General features: G+C 38.9%; 21 protein-coding genes. 2 read left to right on the top strand and 19 right to left on the bottom strand.

Translation table 11 applies throughout. The annotated features are described in order from the left end of the window. Window positions 1-107: 107 nt before the first annotated feature. The 10 genes from H5092_RS13300 to H5092_RS13260 form a co-directional block, all read right to left on the bottom strand. Window positions 108-845, bottom strand: a complete 738-nt coding sequence (locus H5092_RS13300) for an RluA family pseudouridine synthase (protein ID WP_182733684.1) — start codon at window positions 843-845, stop codon at window positions 108-110. A 4-nt stretch (window positions 846-849) separates the two neighbouring features. Continuing rightward, entirely contained in the window at window positions 850-2,751 is a 1,902-nt protein-coding gene (locus H5092_RS13295; RefSeq protein ID WP_182733683.1) for an MFS transporter, read from the bottom strand. 133 nt (window positions 2,752-2,884) lie between these two features. After that, complete coding sequence (gene recR / locus H5092_RS13290) at window positions 2,885-3,493, bottom strand: recombination mediator RecR (RefSeq protein WP_002962308.1); 609 nt, start codon at window positions 3,491-3,493, stop codon at window positions 2,885-2,887. A gap of 7 nt (window positions 3,494-3,500) precedes the next feature. Further along, on the bottom strand, window positions 3,501-3,827 hold the full coding sequence (locus H5092_RS13285) for a YbaB/EbfC family nucleoid-associated protein (protein ID WP_002962306.1): 327 nt from the start codon (window positions 3,825-3,827) through the stop codon (window positions 3,501-3,503). A 60-nt stretch (window positions 3,828-3,887) separates the two neighbouring features. Beyond that, on the bottom strand, window positions 3,888-6,413 hold the full coding sequence (gene dnaX, locus H5092_RS13280; protein ID WP_182733682.1) for a DNA polymerase III subunit gamma/tau: 2,526 nt from the start codon (window positions 6,411-6,413) through the stop codon (window positions 3,888-3,890). A 3-nt stretch (window positions 6,414-6,416) separates the two neighbouring features. Further along, complete coding sequence (gene apt, locus H5092_RS13275; RefSeq protein WP_002962303.1) at window positions 6,417-6,962, bottom strand: adenine phosphoribosyltransferase; 546 nt, start codon at window positions 6,960-6,962, stop codon at window positions 6,417-6,419. Window positions 6,963-7,133: 171 nt separating this feature from the next. Beyond that, on the bottom strand, window positions 7,134-7,256 hold the full coding sequence (locus H5092_RS20725) for a hypothetical protein (RefSeq protein ID WP_002962301.1): 123 nt from the start codon (window positions 7,254-7,256) through the stop codon (window positions 7,134-7,136). 72 nt (window positions 7,257-7,328) lie between these two features. Further along, entirely contained in the window at window positions 7,329-8,081 is a 753-nt protein-coding gene (locus H5092_RS13270) for a DUF2063 domain-containing protein (RefSeq protein ID WP_182733681.1), read from the bottom strand. A 36-nt stretch (window positions 8,082-8,117) separates the two neighbouring features. Next, window positions 8,118-8,975: a DUF692 domain-containing protein gene (locus H5092_RS13265; RefSeq protein WP_024596352.1), complete on the bottom strand. Its 858-nt coding sequence runs from the start codon at window positions 8,973-8,975 to the stop codon at window positions 8,118-8,120. Window positions 8,976-9,042: 67 nt separating this feature from the next. Next, the gene (locus tag H5092_RS13260; protein WP_182715259.1) at window positions 9,043-9,438 is read right to left on the bottom strand and encodes a hypothetical protein; all 396 of its coding nucleotides are present in this window, start codon (window positions 9,436-9,438) and stop codon (window positions 9,043-9,045) included. A 226-nt stretch (window positions 9,439-9,664) separates the two neighbouring features. On the opposite strand from H5092_RS13260, the gene H5092_RS13255 reads away from it, so the two are divergent. Then, a complete protein-coding gene (locus H5092_RS13255) occupies window positions 9,665-10,645 on the top strand; it encodes a tRNA-dihydrouridine synthase (RefSeq protein WP_182733680.1) in 981 nt (326 codons plus the stop codon). A 61-nt stretch (window positions 10,646-10,706) separates the two neighbouring features. After that, window positions 10,707-11,033, top strand: coding sequence for a hypothetical protein (locus H5092_RS13250; RefSeq protein ID WP_024603666.1), 327 nt, complete (start codon window positions 10,707-10,709; stop codon window positions 11,031-11,033). A gap of 16 nt (window positions 11,034-11,049) precedes the next feature. On the opposite strand, the gene H5092_RS13245 is transcribed toward H5092_RS13250, so the two are convergent. The 9 genes from H5092_RS13245 to pyrC form a co-directional block, all read right to left on the bottom strand. Continuing rightward, on the bottom strand, window positions 11,050-12,093 hold the full coding sequence (locus tag H5092_RS13245; protein ID WP_182733679.1) for a hypothetical protein: 1,044 nt from the start codon (window positions 12,091-12,093) through the stop codon (window positions 11,050-11,052). Window positions 12,094-12,154: 61 nt separating this feature from the next. Next, window positions 12,155-13,414, bottom strand: a complete 1,260-nt coding sequence (locus tag H5092_RS13240; RefSeq protein WP_002961712.1) for a lipopolysaccharide assembly protein LapB — start codon at window positions 13,412-13,414, stop codon at window positions 12,155-12,157. 11 nt (window positions 13,415-13,425) lie between these two features. Then, window positions 13,426-14,043, bottom strand: coding sequence for an energy transducer TonB (locus H5092_RS13235; protein ID WP_024603667.1), 618 nt, complete (start codon window positions 14,041-14,043; stop codon window positions 13,426-13,428). After that, on the bottom strand, window positions 14,043-14,447 hold the full coding sequence (locus H5092_RS13230) for a biopolymer transporter ExbD (protein ID WP_002961710.1): 405 nt from the start codon (window positions 14,445-14,447) through the stop codon (window positions 14,043-14,045). The genes H5092_RS13235 and H5092_RS13230 overlap by 1 nt, the downstream gene beginning before the upstream one ends. A gap of 14 nt (window positions 14,448-14,461) precedes the next feature. Next, window positions 14,462-14,986 (bottom strand): MotA/TolQ/ExbB proton channel family protein, encoded by a 525-nt coding sequence (locus tag H5092_RS13225; protein WP_002961709.1) that lies wholly within the window; start codon window positions 14,984-14,986, stop codon window positions 14,462-14,464. Next, the gene (locus tag H5092_RS13220) at window positions 14,986-16,350 is read right to left on the bottom strand and encodes a MotA/TolQ/ExbB proton channel family protein (RefSeq protein WP_002961707.1); all 1,365 of its coding nucleotides are present in this window, start codon (window positions 16,348-16,350) and stop codon (window positions 14,986-14,988) included. The genes H5092_RS13225 and H5092_RS13220 overlap by 1 nt, the downstream gene beginning before the upstream one ends. Before the next feature lie 6 nt (window positions 16,351-16,356). Next, window positions 16,357-17,127 carry a DUF3450 domain-containing protein gene (locus H5092_RS13215; RefSeq protein WP_024590812.1) on the bottom strand — a complete coding sequence of 257 codons (771 nt, stop codon included), beginning with the start codon at window positions 17,125-17,127 and terminating at the stop codon, window positions 16,357-16,359. A 1,068-nt stretch (window positions 17,128-18,195) separates the two neighbouring features. After that, window positions 18,196-18,399 carry a cold-shock protein gene (locus H5092_RS13210; protein ID WP_002961702.1) on the bottom strand — a complete coding sequence of 68 codons (204 nt, stop codon included), beginning with the start codon at window positions 18,397-18,399 and terminating at the stop codon, window positions 18,196-18,198. A 438-nt stretch (window positions 18,400-18,837) separates the two neighbouring features. Continuing rightward, the gene (gene pyrC / locus H5092_RS13205) at window positions 18,838-19,890 is read right to left on the bottom strand and encodes a dihydroorotase (protein ID WP_182673530.1); all 1,053 of its coding nucleotides are present in this window, start codon (window positions 19,888-19,890) and stop codon (window positions 18,838-18,840) included. Between the last annotated feature and the right edge of the window lie 132 nt (window positions 19,891-20,022).

Here is a 20,022-nt window from a genome sequence, read left to right as displayed (position 1 = left end):
CAATTTGCAAAGTGTCTGCGTTATGCACTTAATATGGGGTGAGGTGTTAGAACTTCAAGGGAAAAATTTAAAAAAGGTGAAACGAAAACAAAGAACCATTAATTTGTTTAAAACGAATGCAGACAATTAATATGAATCTTTTCACCTGTTGTTGGATGTTCAAAATATAAATCGCTGGCATGTAATTGTAACCGCCCTGCCATATATTCACTTTGCGCACTTTTATATAAATCACAGCCTAAAATTGGGTGCCCTATAAACTGGCTGTGTATTCGTAATTGATGGGTACGCCCAGTAATAGGTGTAAATTGCACTAAGGTTCTGCACGGCTGCGTGAGCCGCTCAAGTACTTTATATTCACTCAGCGCTGTTTTACCTGTCGATTGGCAAATTTTAACACGCGGAAAAAGCAGTTTATCTTTTGCAATTGGCGCAGTAATTTGCCCTTCATCAACAGCCAAGCATCCCTCTAACATGGCTACATAACGCTTTTGAATAGTACGCGCTTGAAATTGCTTATTAAGGTGCTTTGACGCAATCGCGTTTAACCCAACAATCATAATGCCCGATGTGCCCAAATCTAGCCGATGCGGTAACTTAGCCTCTGCAAATGCAGCTGTTAAGCCCTTTTGACCATTTACTAAGCGGTAATGCACTGAGTCCCAATTAAGCGGATTTTTACCTGATAAGCTTAATAGTCCACTGGGTTTATTGATCAGTAAAATATCGTCATCTTGATATAATATTTCAATAAACCCGTCGCACTTAGGGGCTACAAAATCATCAACTATAATGGGTTGTTCTGAAGGTGTTTGCGATGTTGAGTTAGCCATTAAGTTAATCATTAAATTAGTCACTATCTTTTGAATGAAGCGCTTTTAAAGCCAATACTTTTTCACGTAAATCATCTGCTACTACTTTATCAGCAGCAATCGGGGCACCGACTGCAACCGACACCAAAGACCATTTAAATCGAGGCAATTGCCATTTAGCTTTACGACTAAACATGCTGCCCCATAACCCCCCTAAGTGCACAGGAATAACGGGCACAGGTGAGCGCTCAATAATGCGCTCGATTCCACGGCGAAAAATATCCACTGAGCCGTCACTGGTTAGTTTTCCTTCAGGGAAAATACCAACAAGTTCGCCTTTATTAAGCGTAGCAGCTACTTCGTCAAAGGCTTTTTTAAACGCTTCTGGATTGGTTTTTTCACTGTTAATGGGAATAGCCTTAGCCATTTTAAATAACCAATGTAGGGCCGGCGAATAATAAATAGGGGCAAATACCATAAACCGGATAGGCCTTGGTGATGCGGCTAAAATAAACATCCAATCAACAAAGCTGACATGATTACACACGACAACCGCAGCGCCTGCATCAGGTATATTACTTTCACCTTTTGTACGCACTCTGTACATACAAATAGCTAAAATATATATAATAAATCGTAAAAAGAACTCTGGTACTTTGGTATAAATATAAACAGAGATAAGCAAGTTTAGCCCAGCAAGTAACAGTAGCAACTCTGAAATACTCCACTGAAAAACAGACAGCGTTACAATACTTAAAACAGCACTGCCCACCATAAACAGTGCATTTAATACATTGTTAGCCGCTATAACTCGTGAGCGACTCGACTCTTCAGTACGCTGTTGAATAAGCGCATACAGCGGTACAGTGTAAAAACCAGAGCCAATACCAATGCCTGCCATCCAAACAAAGTGCCACACCATATCGCCTGTTTTTAATAGCTCCTGAAGCGTCAATAACGCAGGGTGTTGAGGTAAATAAGAGCTAATGGCTGGCTCTTGGCTCAGTAAGTATAAAAACAAGGTAATTAAGATAGCGCCAAAAGGCACAATTCCTAATTCTATTCGAGAGCGAGAAAGCTTTTCACACAGTAACGAACCAATAGCAATACTTAGTGAAAACACAACAAGTGCGCTAGTTACAACCAGTTCATCGCCGCCCATTGTGTGTTTTACATAATTTGGTAGGGACGTTAAAACGATGGCGCCAATTAACCAAAACCAACTGATCCCAAGGACTGATTTACCAACCGATTCTGTTTGCGAATTAAGTGCTGAAAATACGTTTTTTGTCGATGAGAATATATTATAGGTAAATTTTAAGTTAGGCTCGTTTGCTTCACTAGTGGGTATAAAGCGACTGCTCACATAACCCATCACGGCCAAGACTAATACGGCAATACTTATAAGCGTAGGCCCTACTGATTGAGTAATATAATAAGTGCCAAAAATTGTACCCATTAGTATCGCCACAAACGTGCCTGATTCAACCAAGCCATTTGCTTTTGTTAATTCATTAGGTGCTACGTGCTGCGGTAAAATAGAATATTTTAATGGACCAAAAAACGCACTTTGCACGCCCATTAAAAATACGGTGGCTAACATTAGCCACACATACTGCGTTAAAATAGAAACTGCCCCAACAACCATAATAGGGATTTCACATAGTTTTACGATTCTAATCAATTTTGATTTTTCTGTTTTTTCTGCAAGCTGCCCTGCCATCCCTGAAAATAAAAAGAACGGAAGAATAAATAACCCAGCAGCAATATTTGAATAAAGTGCGCCATCTGCAAGCGTTGCAGCCTGAAATATTAATAGAATAAGCACTGATTGCTTATACACGTTATCGTTTATCGCTGAGAAAAACTGCGTAATAAAAAGCGGTAAAAAACGCTTACTACCGAGTAATGCACCTTGATAGGATTGGTTATCTTTCATTGTATTCCTTACTAATTAGAGACATAGCCCAAAAATAAATTAGATTGTTTTTAAGCTTACCTTAAAAACGAAAAAGCCTACATGATTTAATCATGTAGGCTTTTGTAATTTGTTTTCAAATAGTGACTTAGAGTTAGTCTTGAGTAACTAGGCGCCTGCCGCTAAAGGCATGCATAAGTGTTCTACCATCTACTAAATCAAGCTCACCTCCCACAGGAATACCATGGGCAATACGTGAAGCGCCTACTTTGTATTTATGACAAAGCTGAGCAATATAATGTGCGGTAGTATCGCCTTCAACCGTAGGGTTAGTCGCTAAAATAACCTCATTAATATCGCCTTGAGCAAGCTTTTGCTCTAAAACATCTAAGCCAATCTCTTTAGGACCAATACCGTCTATTGGCGATAAATGACCCATTAAAACAAAGTATAGCCCTAAGTACTGACCCGTTTGCTCAATGGCAAGCACATCAGTAGGCGATTCAACAACACATAATATGCCGCTGTCTTGGCGTTTTGTACTTAAACAAATATCGCACTGAGCTTGTTCGCAAAAAGTACGACAAGACTGACAGTGCCCTATGGCGGTCATTGCTTTAGTGAGTGCATTGCCCAGCTGAGTGCCTCCCTTTCGGTCGCGCTCAAGCAGGTGAAAAGCAATACGTTGCGCTGACTTTGGACCAATGCCAGGTTGACAGCGCAGTGCTTCTATAAGCTGATTTAAACTATCTGAAAGTTGCATTATTGACTTAAAACGGCATTTTCATACCTGGTGGTAATTGCATACCGCCAGTTACTTTACCCATACGCTCTTGTGTTTCTTCTGCAACACGGCGAACAGCATCGTTACATGCTGCTGCAAGTAAGTCTTCAATCATGTCTTTGTCGTCTTCCATCAAGCTTTCATCAAGCTGAACACGACGTACATTGTGGTTACCAAGCATAGTTACTTTAACTAAACCTGCACCGGCTTCACCAACAACTTCAAGAGTTGCGATTTCGTCTTGGGCTTTTTGCATGCGATCTTGCATTTGCTGCGCTTGCTTCATCATGTTGCCCATTCCACCTTTAAACATAACTTTCTCTCTTTCTTTTAATACATTAATTAACATGAACATAAGGGCGATTGTAAGTAATTACAATGCCTGAATACTGTTTTCGTCAATTTCGGCGCTAAATACTTGCTGAAATTGTACTATGTTTTCATCCGATGTGATCACATCGATTGCTTGTTGTTGACGTCCTGCATCTATTTTTTGCTGAATAAGATAAGGAGAATCAATAACTCCCTTAGCAAAATTAATACTTAACGACACGTTATGCTCATAAATACTCGACAATGCGGCATCTAATCTTTGGCGAAGCATCGGTGTATCTAAATGCTTTTGTGATTCATCAACGTCTATATGTAAGCTGTTGCCTTGCTTGGTAAATATTGAATGCAACGCAAATTGGCGCATACGACCACCCAGTCCCATACGTTTAATTAAATAAGCCCATTCATCTTGTTGATGTGCAAATCTAATTTCACTAATTGGACTTTGAAAATCATCAGGCACGGGAATGCTAATTTCCTCGGGCGCTGCTTCAGGTACTTTTTGAGGGTTTATTTGCTCAAGTAGCTCTGGCGCTAGATTTTCGGTAATTGGTTGATGCTTTTCTTTAAAATCAATTTTTCGTGCTGGTTTTGTATTAGCGTGACCATGTGCCTGGCTTTCGCTCCCTGTTAGTGGGAGCTCATGCTTTTTTTCACTTGCACCTGCACTATCATTTACCCAAGGTGGGGGATCGCTAGGTGCTACGCTTGTAACGCTGTTGAGCTCGTTTATATTTTCAGCGGTACTATCTTGGTGAACACTTTGAGCTTTAGGCATTCTTTGCTGGTGTTCAGGCTTTTTAGCGGGTGCTTTGTTTGGCTGCGCTGCTACATTATTTGCAGAGGTGCTTGTACTCTTGCTTGATAACCTACCCGCACCGGATATGTTTCTATCACGTAAAATACGAGCAATGGCAGATTGCGCCTGCGCTTCTTGTTCAGCTATTGGCGTACTTGCATTGTGATTTGTTAAGGGCTCTGATTGAGGTTCTGAGTTTGCAGTAGGTGCAGGGTTAAAACCCTGATCTACAGCGCTACTCATTATATCGTCAAATTGCGAGGCCAGCGTTTGTTCAGCATCACTATGGAGCATATAAGCTTCATCTTCACTTTGTCGCTGGGCTTGAGCATCTGAAACAACATTGGTTTGTGGTTGCTCTTTAGCTAAAGCCTGTTGCTTTGAAGCGTTTTCACTTTGTTGAACCGGTTGCTCTACTGCAACTTGGGCAGGCTCATTATTACTTTGCACGACTTCATTATTTGATGACTGAGCGGCTGCATTAGCTGAAGGCTCTATCTCGACGGCTTTAGGCTGCTCTGCATTGCTAACTGGCTTAGTATTATTTACTGGAGTACTACTTTGGCCAGCGACGGTGTTTTGCGATGTTTTATTTTTATTTAATATATCTCGCAGTGCATTTGCGCGGCCTTGTTTATTTGGGGCCGGCTCTTCGTTTGCTGTGTGTACAGTTTGTTGTGCGTCTGTAGGCTTAAATGCTAATAATCTTAGCATAATCATTTCAAAACCTAAGCGAGGCTCTGGTGCCCATTGTAAATCTTTTTTACCATTTAACAGTAACTGATAATAAATTTGAATTTGTTGTGGGCTCGTATGTTGTGCAACATGAGCAATATAATCTACATTTTTTTCATCTAGCCCTGCCGCTTCAGGCACTAACTGGGCTAGTTGTGTTAAATGTGTAAGTGCAATTAAATCATCAAGCAATGCCACATAATTAGGATTACGACTTGCCACCTGCGCAATCTCATCCATTAGCGCAGCGCCATCTTGTGCAAGTAATGCTGCAAGCAAGCTTTGGCTATAATGAGTATCCATTAAACCAAGCATTGTTTGTACTGCTTGATTATTAATATCACCATTTGTTTGCGCAATAGCTTGGTCGGTTAAGCTAAGTGCATCACGCATACTGCCATCAGCGGCTTTTGAAATAATGCTAAGTGCATCGTTATCAAAGCTAAGCTGCTCTTGAGTAAGTACGTGTTCAAGCTGTGTTTTAATTTCACTTTGCGACAAGGCATTTAAGTTAAATTGTAGACAGCGAGATAAAATAGTAACTGGTAATTTTTGAGGATCGGTGGTCGCCAATAAAAATTTCACATGCTCTGGTGGCTCTTCAAGCGTTTTTAAAAGCGCATTAAAGCTGTGCTTAGAAAGCATGTGAACTTCATCGATTAGGTATACTTTATAACGTCCACGCGTTGGTGCATATTGAACATTATCAAGTATTTCGCGAGTGTCTTCTACTTTTGTACGAGAAGCCGCATCTATTTCGAGTAGGTCAATGTAGCGCCCTGCTTCTATATCCAAACAGCTGCTACATTGTCCACACGGATTTGCAGATATACCTTCATCGCAATTTAAGCTTTTAGCAAAAATACGTGCAATGGTGGTTTTACCTACACCGCGGGTTCCAGTGAATAAATAAGCGTGATGCAGTCTATTTTGCGTAAGCGCATTTACAAGCGCTTGCTTAACATGAGACTGCCCAACCAATTCATGAAAGGTTTGAGGACGCCATTTTCTCGCTAGAACCTGATAACTCATCGATTACTCGCCTTCGAATTCAACCAATTTTAGGATTTTAATACCCATTTTTTTGATGCGCTGCTCGCCACCAAGTTCTGGTAGTGATACAACAAATGCTGCATCTGTGGCTTCGCCACCTAGTTTATTAACTAACTTAGCAGTGGCTTCAATTGTGCCACCAGTTGCTAATAAGTCATCAACTAGTAATACTTTGTCGCCAGGTACAATTGCATCTACATGCAGTTCTAGCGTGTCTTCACCGTACTCAAGTAAGTAATCTTGGCGAATAACTTCGCGTGGTAACTTACCTGGTTTACGTACTGGAATAAACGGAATGCCTAACGCATAAGACAATGGCGCACCAAAAATAAAACCACGTGATTCTGTGCCTATGATTTTAGTAAAGCCCTGATCTTTATATTCTGCGATAAACGCGTCAATAGTTGCTTTAAAGGCTTCTGGATTTGCCATTAAAGTGGTTACATCGCGAAACATAATGCCCGCTTTTGGATAATCAGCAATTGTAGTTATGCTGTTTTTGATAATTGCTGGTGTTACTTGAGTCATAATTTTAACTGCTCAATTGTTTATATTACAAAGCAGGTGATTATAACCTTAACTAACCTTTAATTGCGAGTTTGGCGTTATTATAAAAGAAGTATTAAATATGGACGGGGTAATTAAAATAAAGTGGTTCAAGGCTGAAGTTAGCAACAGCCTTAATAAACGCTATACATTTTACGTTAAGCTAGTGATCCAGCCTAATATTGCATTTAAACAACCAATCCCTGCAAATACAGCTAAAAAAGCAAGAAAGTAAGTAGCGTTGAACGGATCTTTAAAGTCTTTATCATCTGACATTGGTACAACCTTTTATTAAGCACGGCAAATAAGGCTGCCATAATAGACGATGTAAAATCATCAATAAAGACCTTAGCCTTGATTTTTTGTCACAATCACTCCACGTTCAACCATAGCATTAAGAGTAACCAGTGCACCTTGAGCAATTTGCTCTGCATTAAATTGTGGTGCATGAGCTAATACCTGTTGGCAGACGTTGTCAAATGTCGCGCCTTCGCTTGCCTCTATGATTGACAATAGCAAAGCTGTCATCGCATTCGTAGCCAGAAATTGAACGTCGTCATTTTCGTCTCTATATACAACAAAATAATTAGGCTGAGGTGATGGCTCTTTTTGTTTAAAGCGATTGCTAATATTTTGAACCGGAAATTGATAACTTAAATTTCTTGCCGTTTTCGATAAATATAAAGCTGAACTAGTGAGCGCTGTTGTTTGTAATTTTTTCTCTTGCTCATCTTCGTGTGCAATGGATACATCTAGCTCTACCCATTCATAATGGGCAAGCTCAAGCATAAACACGGGATCGTATTTTTTCATTTTATAATCACTTGATAAGTAATTAATAAACTCCCCTGCTATGTCTAAAAAGTACGGCGAATGACAATCATATTCGCTAAAAAACTGGCGTACGAGGGCTTGCCATTGCTTCTGGGTATATAACGTTTTTAATACCGGAAAACCTGATGATATAAAACCTTCAATGTTATTAAAAAATAGGTCGCGATAAATAGCCATACGCCTGTCTTCGATACCGCTGGGCTTTTTATTTTTTTGAGGCTCGCGAATATGCGCCATAAATTCGTTTTGTATTTCAATAAAGCTCATAACTAGGCACTCTTTTAATGTTGATAAAGGCTTATATTAAGCTCGTTGTTTTGAAACAGTTGAATCAAAGTGTTTAGCTTGTAGATCATGAATTATATCTAACTCTTTGGTTAAAACATTCATGGTAGGAATATTAAAATCGCGCTCAAGCAAGGTTGGAAATACGCCATGCACTTCGTATGCTTTATCGAGTAGCTCCCAAACAGGATCAATCACATCAGCGCCATGTGTATCAACAATTAAGTCATCAGCCTCATTATAATGGCCAGCAACATGCCCATAGGCTATACGATTAGAGGGTAACCCAGTTAAAAATGCTTGCGCGTTGTAGCCATGATTTATCGAATTAACATAAATGTTATTCACATCAAGTAAAAGCTTGCAGTCAGCTTGCTCTAAAATAATATTCGTAAATTCAAGCTCTGATAATTGCTGTCCAGGAGCACCATAATAGGAAACATTTTCTATCGCAATTTGCTGCTCTAGTATGTCTTGAACTTGTTTAATGCGAGGTACAACATGTGCTATGGCATCTTGTGTAAATGGAATGGGCATTAAGTCATACATATGCCCTGTACCGGAGCAGTAACTTAAGTGCTCACTAAAAATTTTTATATTGTGCTCTTCAAAAAACACTTTTAAAGACTTAACAAATTCAACATCAAGAGGTTCGGGAGAACCGATAGACAGTGATAATCCATGACACACAAAATTATTAGCATCGGTTAATGTTTTAAATTGCTTTTTAAAGCGTCCACCCAGTTTTAACCAGTTCTCTGGCGCAACTTCTAAAAAGTCTACTTGATTAGGTACATGCTCAAGCAGCTCATCAAGCATTTCTCGTCGTAGGCCAAGGCCCACCATCCCAAAATCTTTACTTTGAGTTTGTATCATAACTACCTCTAACTTAACAAAAAAGGGCCTTAGGGCCCTTTTAGCATAACTTATTTAGAATAAGATATTAACGGCCACCACATTTACCTTCGCCGCACTTACCTTCTTTTTTAGTTTTTTTAGCGTCGCCGCCACATTTACCTTCACCACATTTGCCTTCTGTTTTAGCTTTTGCGTCTTTTGCATCGCCGCCACACTTACCTTCGCCGCATTTACCTTCTTTTTTATCTTTTGCGTCGCCACCACATTTGCCTTCGCCGCATTTACCTTCTTTTTTATCTTTTGCGTCACCGCCACATTTGCCTTCACCGCACTTACCTTCTGCAGCATCTAATTGGTAACCTGTTACTAGTTGTTGAAACTCAAATGGGTTAGCTTGTACATCTGCAGATACAAAACTTGCAGAGCCAACTACTACTGCACCTAAAGTTAACGCGATTGTATTTTTTTTAACTGTATTCATTTTATGACTCTCTTTAATCAAGGATTGTAAATCTCAGCAATAAAAATGTATTTTTAAATTGCTTGTATGCTTAAGTAGACCCGTACAAAAATAAAAACTTTCATTTATTTTCATAATATTTACTTTTGCAATTTATACATCAAATATGGGCGGTAATTACAGATTTATCAATGTGTGATTTACAGGTAAACTATGCCTCCAGTTTTTTATCAAAATTAATCTCTTTATGAAACTTGTTTTAGCACCTATGGAAGGTGTCGTTGATTTTAAAATGCGCCAATTACTCACAGACATTGGTGGGTTCGATTTGTGCGTTACAGAGTTTGTAAGAGTGGTTGATACATGCTTACCTGACAAAGTTTTTCATCGATTTTGCCCTGAACTACATAATAATGGATTTACACGAGCAGGTACTCCTGTGCGTGTTCAATTACTCGGTCAAGAAGCAAATCCGTTAGCCGAAAATGCAATAAGAGCAATCGCATTAGGGTCCCATGGGGTCGACCTAAATTTTGGTTGCCCAGCAAAAACAGTTAATCGTAGCCGAGGGGGGGCTGTACTGCTTAAAGACCCTGACCATATGTATACGATTATTAAAGCAGTCCGAGATGCTGTAGATGATAAACATGAAGTAAGTGCAAAAATTCGCTTAGGCTTTGATGATGACAGTAACAGCCAAGAAATTGTTGATGCTGTGGTAAGTGCAGGTGCAAATAGTGTAGCTATTCACGCCAGAACCAAACGAGATGGTTATAACCCGCCAGCTTATTGGGAAAAAATTCCACCAATAATAAAAGGTAAGAATATTGCCGTTGTTGCCAATGGTGAAATTTGGCAAGTAGAGGACGCAATGCTTTGTCAAAAACGAAGTGGGTGCACTGATTTAATGCTTGGTCGTGGCGCCCTTTCGCACCCTGATTTAGCAAAAAAAATTAAAGCTCATGTAAATAATGAGCAATATGATAGCCTTGAGTGGGAGCATATTATTTATCACTTAATTCACTCAGCTATTCATCAAGACCCCGCGAAGGATGAAAAATACTTTGCTTCACGTACTAAACAATGGCTTGGTTATCTAAAACGCCAGTACCCGCAAGCTATCGATTTGTTTGATGAAATCAGACGTTTAAAAAGTAAAGAAGATGTGGCGAGCGTATTAAATAAATATGCCAAAGCACCTCAACTTGATTCAAATCATAACGACTAACTTAAAGACTCTAGATAATATCAGAATAACGTAAAGCCCATTTAATAAGGTTGTACTGATAATGCATCATCAAAAAAGACTTAACGATGAAATAGCACAAGTTAAATTAAATATATTAACCATGCTTTCTAAATCAGCTTACCCTGCACATCACCATTTAATACAAATTTTAGCTGATACAGCAAATAATGAATGGTTAGACTGCGCCGCAGAGAAGTTAGGCCCTGAGTATGCACTTTTAATCAGTCGCATGACCAAACTAGAAGCCGCACTAAGTCAAATAGAAATTGGCCAGTATGGCTACTGCTGTGATTGTGAAGAAAAAATATCAGCTAAGTCACTTGAACTAGACCCCGCAACTCAACGGTGTACAAAGTGCGCACAATAAGCGCACTTTCAAATCATTATATAATGTGTTGTATAAAGCTAAATGATTGCCCTGGGTAGAGAATTATATCTTCAACCAAGTACTGGGCCTCTTCTGGACTCATTTGTAGGCGCTTTATAAGGTTTACCTTTGCTTGAGGCAAAGTCCACGCATGGTAGTGAATACCTATATCTGATTCCATCATCGCAAGCATCAATGTTTTATCTTTATTAGACATATCCATAGCGCTCGCCATTGCAGGTAAGTCTTGATAGTTAGCCTGCCAATCTAAGCCTTCTATTAATTTTTCATCAGATAAATACTGAACTAAAAACGATTTTTGGTGAGAAGTTGGCAGCTTACTGTCGAATGCAACACGATCTAATACTTTTATTTTTTCGTTTAAAAGAGTAACCCATTCTAACGGTGAATGTACTTCGCCACTAAAGTAATTAAGTTTGCTCTGATACCACTGAGTGCCATTTGGCAGACCTCTTAGACCCACACTTCCTCTTGGCTTATAACTAGCTAAATAATCGCTAAAAGCTCTTATATGGCTTTTAAGCGCTGGTTGAACATCGTTACTTGCTATCGCACTTAATACATAGCTTTGTAACAATGTAAGTTCAACCTTGTTCAGCTTTAAATTGCTTTGTTGAGCACTGTCTAGGGTATCTTGGGTTAACTTGAGCCAAGTAATAACATTATCCGGTGTGTTTTTTGAGCCTTCAAAAGCGAGCATGTTTTCTAAAACATTTACTTGTGCTGGCCAATTAAAGTAGCGTTCAGGGAAACGCTCTGCAATTACCAAATAGTTTATTTGCGCAATTTGATTTAGATTAAGCTCCATACCCATTAGGCTCTGATAAATAGTATGGCGTTTTGTTAAGTAAGCATCAGAGAAAACCAATTGATCTTTTTCAATGTTATTGCCTTTAGTAGCACCTGTTTGTACAAGCGCCATGTTTAAAGCTTTTAAAGCGACTTGTGCGTCCTCAAACGACTCATAAGGTTGAGGCTGCTTTGAACATGCAGCTAAAAATAGGCACAGTAGTGATGATAAAAAGAGCTTTTTATACATAGTAGTTCCAATAAAAAAAGCCCCAGAGGGGCTTTTTATAAGTTGCTTAAGCTAATTAAAATTAAATTTTAACACCGTTGCGAGCGGCTTTATCTTTAATATATGTAGACCAACCTTTTGCAAACTTACGTGTGCGAGGGTCATCCATAGCTTTAGTAATTGCAGCATATGCTTGCTTATACTTACCTTGGTAGTAATACGCTTCAGCTAAATCTGAATAAATTGTGCCTTTTTTGTCAGAGCCAAGCTCTAATGCTTTGTTCAAGCGAACAATAGCAGCACTGAATTTTTCAGATTGTAAAAGTAATGAACCTGCTTTGCGGTAAAGCTCAGCGTCGTCATCAAATTTAGCAGCATCTTCGTAGTACTTAGCAGCTTTTTCTAAATCTTTAGAACGATGGTAATTACTCGCAATCGCGCTAACATTCTGCTTTGTACGTTCTACTTTTTCACTCTTAATGGCCTTTTCTAGCGTTACAGCTGCTTTATAAGGGATCTCATTTAGAGAGTAAAAGTTAGATAAGACTTTATACTCAACTTCATTTTCAAAGTAACCATTCTTGTATGCAACTTCCATAGTTGCTAAACCTTTAGAATAATCTTCAGTTTGTAGGTAATACTTACCTAAGCTAACCCAAGCTTTTTTATCATCAGGCCATACACGAACAATTTCTTCGCCAATTTTCACCATGTTTGCATAATCTTTAAGCTCAAAGTATGCGCCAAGTTTTAATTGGTAAGGGCCTTTGTTAGGCTCTTTTTGAAGTTTTATTGCCTTATCTGCTGGTTCAAAAACATCACGGTATTGCTCTAACTGATAGTTAGCTTGAGCAATACGTGTATAAACCGTAGGGTCCTCTTCACCGGTAAAGTCCATCCAAGCTACATATGCTTTTTTAGCTTCTTGGAACTTTTCTGTACCAGCGTATAAGTCACCTAACAACTTAAGAGTTTGTTCTTGATCAGCAAAGTTTAAAACATCAGGTGCAACGGCTTGCTTAGAGTACTTGATCGCTTCGTCATACTTTTCTTTTTGAGCGTACATGCTACCTAAGTAACGATTTACGGTCGCTTTATCAAAGTCATTCGAAGGCTCGATTTCTCTAAGCAAAACAATTGCTTCATCAACTTTTTCTTCGTTGTACAAATCAAATGCTTTAATTACTTTTTTACCAGTACGCTCGCCCATGATTTTAGTTTTTGCTTTTTTACGCTCTTCAATCTTTGCGTAATCCGGCGCTGCTAAAACAGATGCACTTAAAGTAGCACCCGACACAGACATAAGAATTGCAAGAGCAGTTACTTTAGAAAAATTTCTCATTACTCGCCTCCTTAGTTGCCTTGGTTAAGTTTAAAGTCTAATTGAACTTGTAAACCTGGTTGTTTCTGTGGTTTTCCGTCAATGATCTTAGGACGGTACTTCCACTTACGCAGTGCACGTTTAGCTTCACGGTCAAAGATACGTTTCGGTTCTGCGTCAATTACTTCAACGTCAGTTACTCCACCTAGCTCATCAATTGTGAATGAAAGTTGAACCCAACCTTCTTTACCATCACGTGCTGCTTGCGTTGGATATTTTGGTTCTATACGAACGATAGGTGTCGCATCACCATCTCGTCCAAATGCACCAGGACCACTTAGTCCACCTGCCGAACTACCAACATCAATGCTTCCCATATTAAATGACATAGCACCAGGATTTGGATTATTATTTTCCGGCTGTGGCGGCTGCGGTTTAGGCGGCTGCTTTGGCGGTGGCGGAGGAGGAGGCGGTACACGCTTCCTCTCCTGCACCTTAGATTCAGGCGGATTCGTCATTATTTCGACTATGATCTGCTCTTTTTGTTCCGTATTACGGTCAGCCCCACCAGAGATGAGGAATGCCATGAAGTAGAACAAGCCGAAAGTAACTGCCCCACCTGCAATCAGTGAAAACAGAAAACGAATCATTACTGATCTCCAGCTATTGAAATTCTCAGGTTATCACCCGTCGCTTTAATCTGGTCCATAACTTTAACCACTACGCCGTGTTTTGCTTCTTTATCAGCTTGCAAAATTACAACTTCAGTAGGTTGTTCTGCTAATAAACTTTCGATTTTTGCTGAAATACGTTCAACATCAACCTGCTGTTTATCAATCCAGATCTCGCCGTTACTACGAATAGCAATAAAAATGTTAGCATTTTTTTGCTTAGTAGCTTGAGCCGCTTTAGGTTTATTGACCTCGATACCAGCCTCTTTAACGAACGATGTAGTTACGATAAAGAAAATAAGCATGATAAATACGATGTCAAGCATTGGCGTCATATCAACCGCTGCTTCTTCTTCTTCACGAAAACGTTGTTTACGTGCCATATTTAATTCTCTCTCTAGTGATGAGGCATACTATCAATAAGTTTGGCTTTCACCATTTTAGCTTTTGTCTCAAGACGTGAGCTAAAAAATACTCCAGATAATGCCGCAACCATTCCAGCCATTGTTGGGATTGTTGCCATTGAAATACCTGATGCCATTAAACGTGCGTTACCCGTACCCTGGTTGGCCATGGTTTCAAAAACCGAGATCATACCAGTAACAGTACCAAGTAAGCCTATTAAAGGACAAACAGCTACTAATGTCTTAATCAACAACATACGCTGATCTAATTTTTCAGACGCTTCAGAAATCCATGCTTCACGGATTCTGTGTGCGTACCAAGACGTAGTGTCTTGGCGGGCATCCCACTTTGCTACAATTTCTTTCGCTGTGCGAGGAAATTCTGCAAGTAGGAACCAATAGCGCTCAATCATTAAAACCCACATAAGAAAGAGTGCTATCGCGACCACGTATAAAACCTGGCCGCCTGTGCCAACAAAATCCCTGATAGATTCCCATATCTCCATCAGGACTAGCATTAGGCTTTCTCCTTCTCCGCGTGAGTAGCAACGATACCCGCGCTTTGCTCATCAAGGATGTGTAATACCGACTTACTACGACCAGCTACAAGAGCATGAAGTAGAATTAGTGGTAATGCAGCAATTAGACCTAGCGCTGTAGTTACAAGTGCTAGAGAGATGTTACCTGCCATGATCTTCGGATCACCCGTACCGAACAATGTGATTGTTTGGAACGTTAAGATCATACCGATTACTGTACCTAGTAGACCTAGTAACGGTGCGATTGCAGCAAGAATCTTAATTATATTGATACCAGCTTCAATGCGTGGCGTTTCACGTAGAATCGCTTCATCAAGTTTAAGCTCAAGGTTTTCAACATCTTGGTTCTTGTTGTCATGGTACACTTTAAGAATACGACCCAGTGGGTTGTTTGTATTCGGTGTAGCAACATTTTTAAGCTGGCTCTTAATCTTACTAGTAGTAAGTGTAAGGTCAACAAAGCGGATTAGAGTAATTAGCATACCTAGGCCAAGTAAAGCCGTGATGATATAACCAACTACGCCACCTTGATGGAAGTATTCCATAAGGGTCGCTTTTTGAGTGTTGATACGTAAGATAGCACCACGAGTCGGATCTATGTAAACACCAGCGTAGTTATCTGGTGATGTATTTTCTAGAGCCGTGATACCGTCTAAGATATAACCGTCTGGTTGCTTACCTAGAGGCTGGATAGACTTAGTCTCTGGTGAATAAATTAAGTAACCATCGTCTGTAACTAAGTTAAAGTTACCAATACGTGTTACTTTTTTCATTGACGGGTTACCGTCAAGACCAGCAACTTCAGTTTCAAAAGTTGAAACTTTAGCTGATTCTGTCATTTCAGTTTGAAGTGAAATCCAAAGTTCTTCAAGTTCGCGAACTGTAGGAAGTTCTTTAGCAGCTGCTAACGAACGTAAGATTTCAGCACGACCTGGTTTTTCAGCACTAACTAGTGACGCTTCGATAGAACCGATAGCATCTTGAGCTGCACGACGTACAACACCAAACATCTCACCTAAAGTACCTTGGGCACTTTGAAGAGCTGCTTCTTTTTCAGCTAGTGTATTTTCGTTTTGTGCATATTGCTTAGCTAAGCTTTCACCACGAGACTTCTCAGAAGCAAGTTGGCTTTTAGCTTTGTTAAGTAATGCTTGCTTGTCAGCACGTTCTGATAAGAACTCTTGCTCACGTTGCTTATTGATTTTACCTTCAGAGATACGCTCTTGCTTTACTTGCTCAAGAATTTTATCTAGAGCTCCAGTATTTGCATGTGCATTAAGCGCGGTACCTGCAGAAACAGTTAGTACTGCTGCAACAGCAAAACCTTTAAATAGTTTCTTCATTATTGATTACTCCGCGCCAAAGATAGGTAGTTTAACAAGTTCTAATGTCGCTTGCTTACGCGCCATACGAATAACTTCTTTAACAGGTTTTAGGTATTCTTCGCCTAATTCTTTCCACTGTTTAGTGTTGTTATCCCACACCCAAGCATGTTTCAAGTCAAAAGACTGAGCAACGTAAGTGATACGACCTAACTGACCGATATCAACGTTAATGCTTTTACCATCAACTTCTAGAGTACCTTGTGAAGCAGATACAAGAGAGCTGTATGCTGTTTCAATAGTGTAAGCTTCAAGTACTTGACGGAATTTTTCAGACGTCGTTACAGACGCAGAAACCATGATCTCACGTAGTCTTTCAACACGTCCTAAACGCGTTTCAAGATTAAATGGAACGTCCGCTTTGATGAATTGCTCAAGCGTATCGATCATGCGATACATCAAAGGCACAACGTTTTGTTTAGTGTTATCAATAGTCGCGATTTGACGATCAAACGATTCAATTGAAGCGTTTTGGCTATCAACCAAGCGCGACACGTGATCGTTATACACTTTCATAAGTTCAGTCTCATCAACAACGCTACGGTACTCAGCGATTAGCTCCTGAGTTTGACCATATACATTGTCAATTTTAGTTTGAGACTTAACAGCAGCCTTTTGAATTTGTTGACCTGCTTTTTGCACGTCATTCAAAGGATCTGCAATCACATTGCTGCTTGCAAATGCAAATGCGCCAACCAACGCAGTTGCTACAAGACTCTTTCTGATTTTAACAGACATAGTTCCCAACCAATTAAGTAATGTTACTTTTATAATTTAATTATCCTCCGAGGAGAACAACCCTGATATCTTTTAATAGATATCAACCTTCCAATAATGCTAAATGCAATTAGCGCTGTCAACTTGATGTTTACTAATCTCAGTAAATAAATAGCTAAGTTAATGCTTAAACGAAAGTACCAGCCCACAACAGTTAACATTATTGCAACGAAGCTTTTTCTTAATATTTCTATTAAAGCCTTTTAAGGGGTGTATTTATTCGCATTGCACTGACATAAAACAACATTATTGCAACATTTAGCTAAAGCTGAATTCGCACTGAAAAAAAACTAAAAAAAATATAAATTGATATAACAAAAGTTATTTTTTACACGATTTTATCGTGTTTTATCGCCTCAGTTACACTTCATCTGAAAAAACAAACCATTTGTCGCACAAAAAAACAACACTGGATAATATTTAATATCGGATACTCACGCTTTATATACGTTACTTTTAAAACTATTTTAAAACGTGTTTTTCCATAAATAGTAATAATAAACTCAACAATGCATTTCTTTTAGCAGCATAAAAGCTTTTGATAATTAAACAGGTTATATTTACCGCTTTAAAGTATTCTTTAATACTATTTTAACGTTAAGGTTAATTCAGTGATTAAGTTAATCATGAAGAGTTATCCTACTTTATTAGTAATACACTATAAATGAAGCTTTACGTTCACATAATAAAGTAATAGAAGCACCTAGAAGCCCTTATCAATGAGTAGCCTTCGTCACACAGAGTAAGCTTAAAACAGAATTTGCATGGATGGATATTGAGCATCGATTTTATTTAAGCTGGTATCAGGCCCATTGAATAAATTCTTATGAATGGTTTTTAAAAGTATTAGAGGATTGTTTTGTCCGTTAGATTATTAGTTGTTTAGCTTTGCAAAGATAGAATGTTTGAGTAGTTTTTTAAGTTTAAAAAAAGGAGAATTTGAGGTATGAAATAAATAGATTTAAGGAAGGGAATTATGGTGAAACAGAAACCTGCTTCACCAAGATGAACTAGAGTTCACATAATAAATTATGCTGCTTCTACGTTCTCAGCTTCAGGGCCTTTTTGACCTTGTTTGATGCTGAATGTCACTGCTTGACCTTCGCTAAGAGTGCGAAAACCAGAACCAGTGATTGCGCTGAAATGTACAAACACGTCAGGACCATTTTCTTGTTCAATGAAACCAAAGCCTTTAGCTTCGTTGAAAAACTTTACTTTACCAGTAACCGACATACTAAATTTTCCTGTAAGTCAATAATTAAAATTCAGCCATATTATTATGGCAATATCCTCCCTGAGTCAATGCTCAAAAATATGGAGGTACAGTACAGGAACAAGTAATAACCTAACCGGTAACCTTAAACGCAGCACAATATCCGTAAATTCAATACATAAAAACTCAAAGCAAGGTAAGGTTAACACATTATATTTTTTTTCGCTCTATTAATTAGGAATTATTTCTTAAAAATATAAATTTGTTTTAAATCGCCTTTAACTGACTAATTTACAAGCAAAAAACTATAAGTATTATTGTAATATTTATTGCTGTAAGCGAGATCAAAAGCCACCTACAACCACCCTGTCGTCGAATTACGCTTCAATAATATCAAAAGCACAAACAAAAAAGCCGCATTAAAAATTAAGCGGCTTTAGATTTAAATATATTATTGGTTATTCGACAGACCAATCCATTGTATTTTCAGCCTTTATAGGCACAACTTCAGAGTCGCCCAATGTATAACTTGCAGGTACTTTCCATGGCTTTCTTTGTAATGTAATTGTATCTGTATTACGCGGCAATTCGTAAAAATCAGGGCCAAAGTGGCTTGCAAACCCTTCAAGCATGTCCAAAGCTCCTGCATCCTCAAATGCTTCAGCATATAATTCAATAGCGGCATGAGCCGTGTATGCACCAGCACACCCACAAGCTGCTTCTTTTTTATCTTTATAATGTGGTGCAGAGTCAGTTCCTAAGAAGAATTTTTTATTTCCACTTATTGCTGCAGCCATTAATGCTTGCTGGTGAATGTTACGCTTGAGAATTGGCAAACAGTAATAATGTGGGCGAATTCCACCCGCTAACATATGATTGCGGTTATAAAGCAAGTGATGCGCTGTAATTGTTGCCGCTACATTGCTAGGTGCATTAACTACAAACTCTACTGCATCTTTAGTCGTAATATGCTCGAGTACAATTTTAAGCTCAGGAAAGTCATTTACTACATCTCCTAAAATTGTATCCAGAAATACTTTTTCACGGTCAAAAATATCAATCGACGAATCTGTCACTTCCCCATGCACTAACAGCAACATGCCTACTTCTTGCATTGCCTTTAAAGCTGGATAAATATTTTTTACTGATGTAACACCCGAGTCAGAATTAGTGGTAGCGCCAGCAGGGTAAAGCTTAGCTGCTACTATTTTACCTGTCGCTTTAGCTTTTATTATTTCATCTGGTGTAGTTTTATCCGTGAGATACAAAACCATTAATGGCTCAAAGTTGCCTTGTGGATTTGCAGACATAATGCGTTCTCTGTACGACAATGCCGTATCTGTGCACGTTGCTGGCGGAACAAGGTTTGGCATAACAATAGCGCGGCCCATGTACCTGCTAATATCCCGTACAGTGTCTTTTAACTGGTCACCATCACGTAAATGTACATGCCAGTCATCAGGGCGAGTGATAGTAAGGGTTGTTACAGAGTTTGTATTATTACTTGTCATTACTTTGTTCCACGGCTGAATTTATCCGATCATAGGCATATGATGTTTTCGAGTAAAGATTTTATTAAAAATAAAGTTTTTATATGGATAAAATTACTGAGGTACTATTTAAAAGCACAATGAGCAAATTCA

The sequence above is a fragment of the Pseudoalteromonas sp. SR41-7 genome (genome assembly GCF_014163935.1).
Classification (GTDB): Bacteria; Pseudomonadota; Gammaproteobacteria; order Enterobacterales; family Alteromonadaceae; genus Pseudoalteromonas; species Pseudoalteromonas distincta.
This window is presented reverse-complemented; position numbering and strand designations above follow the sequence as displayed.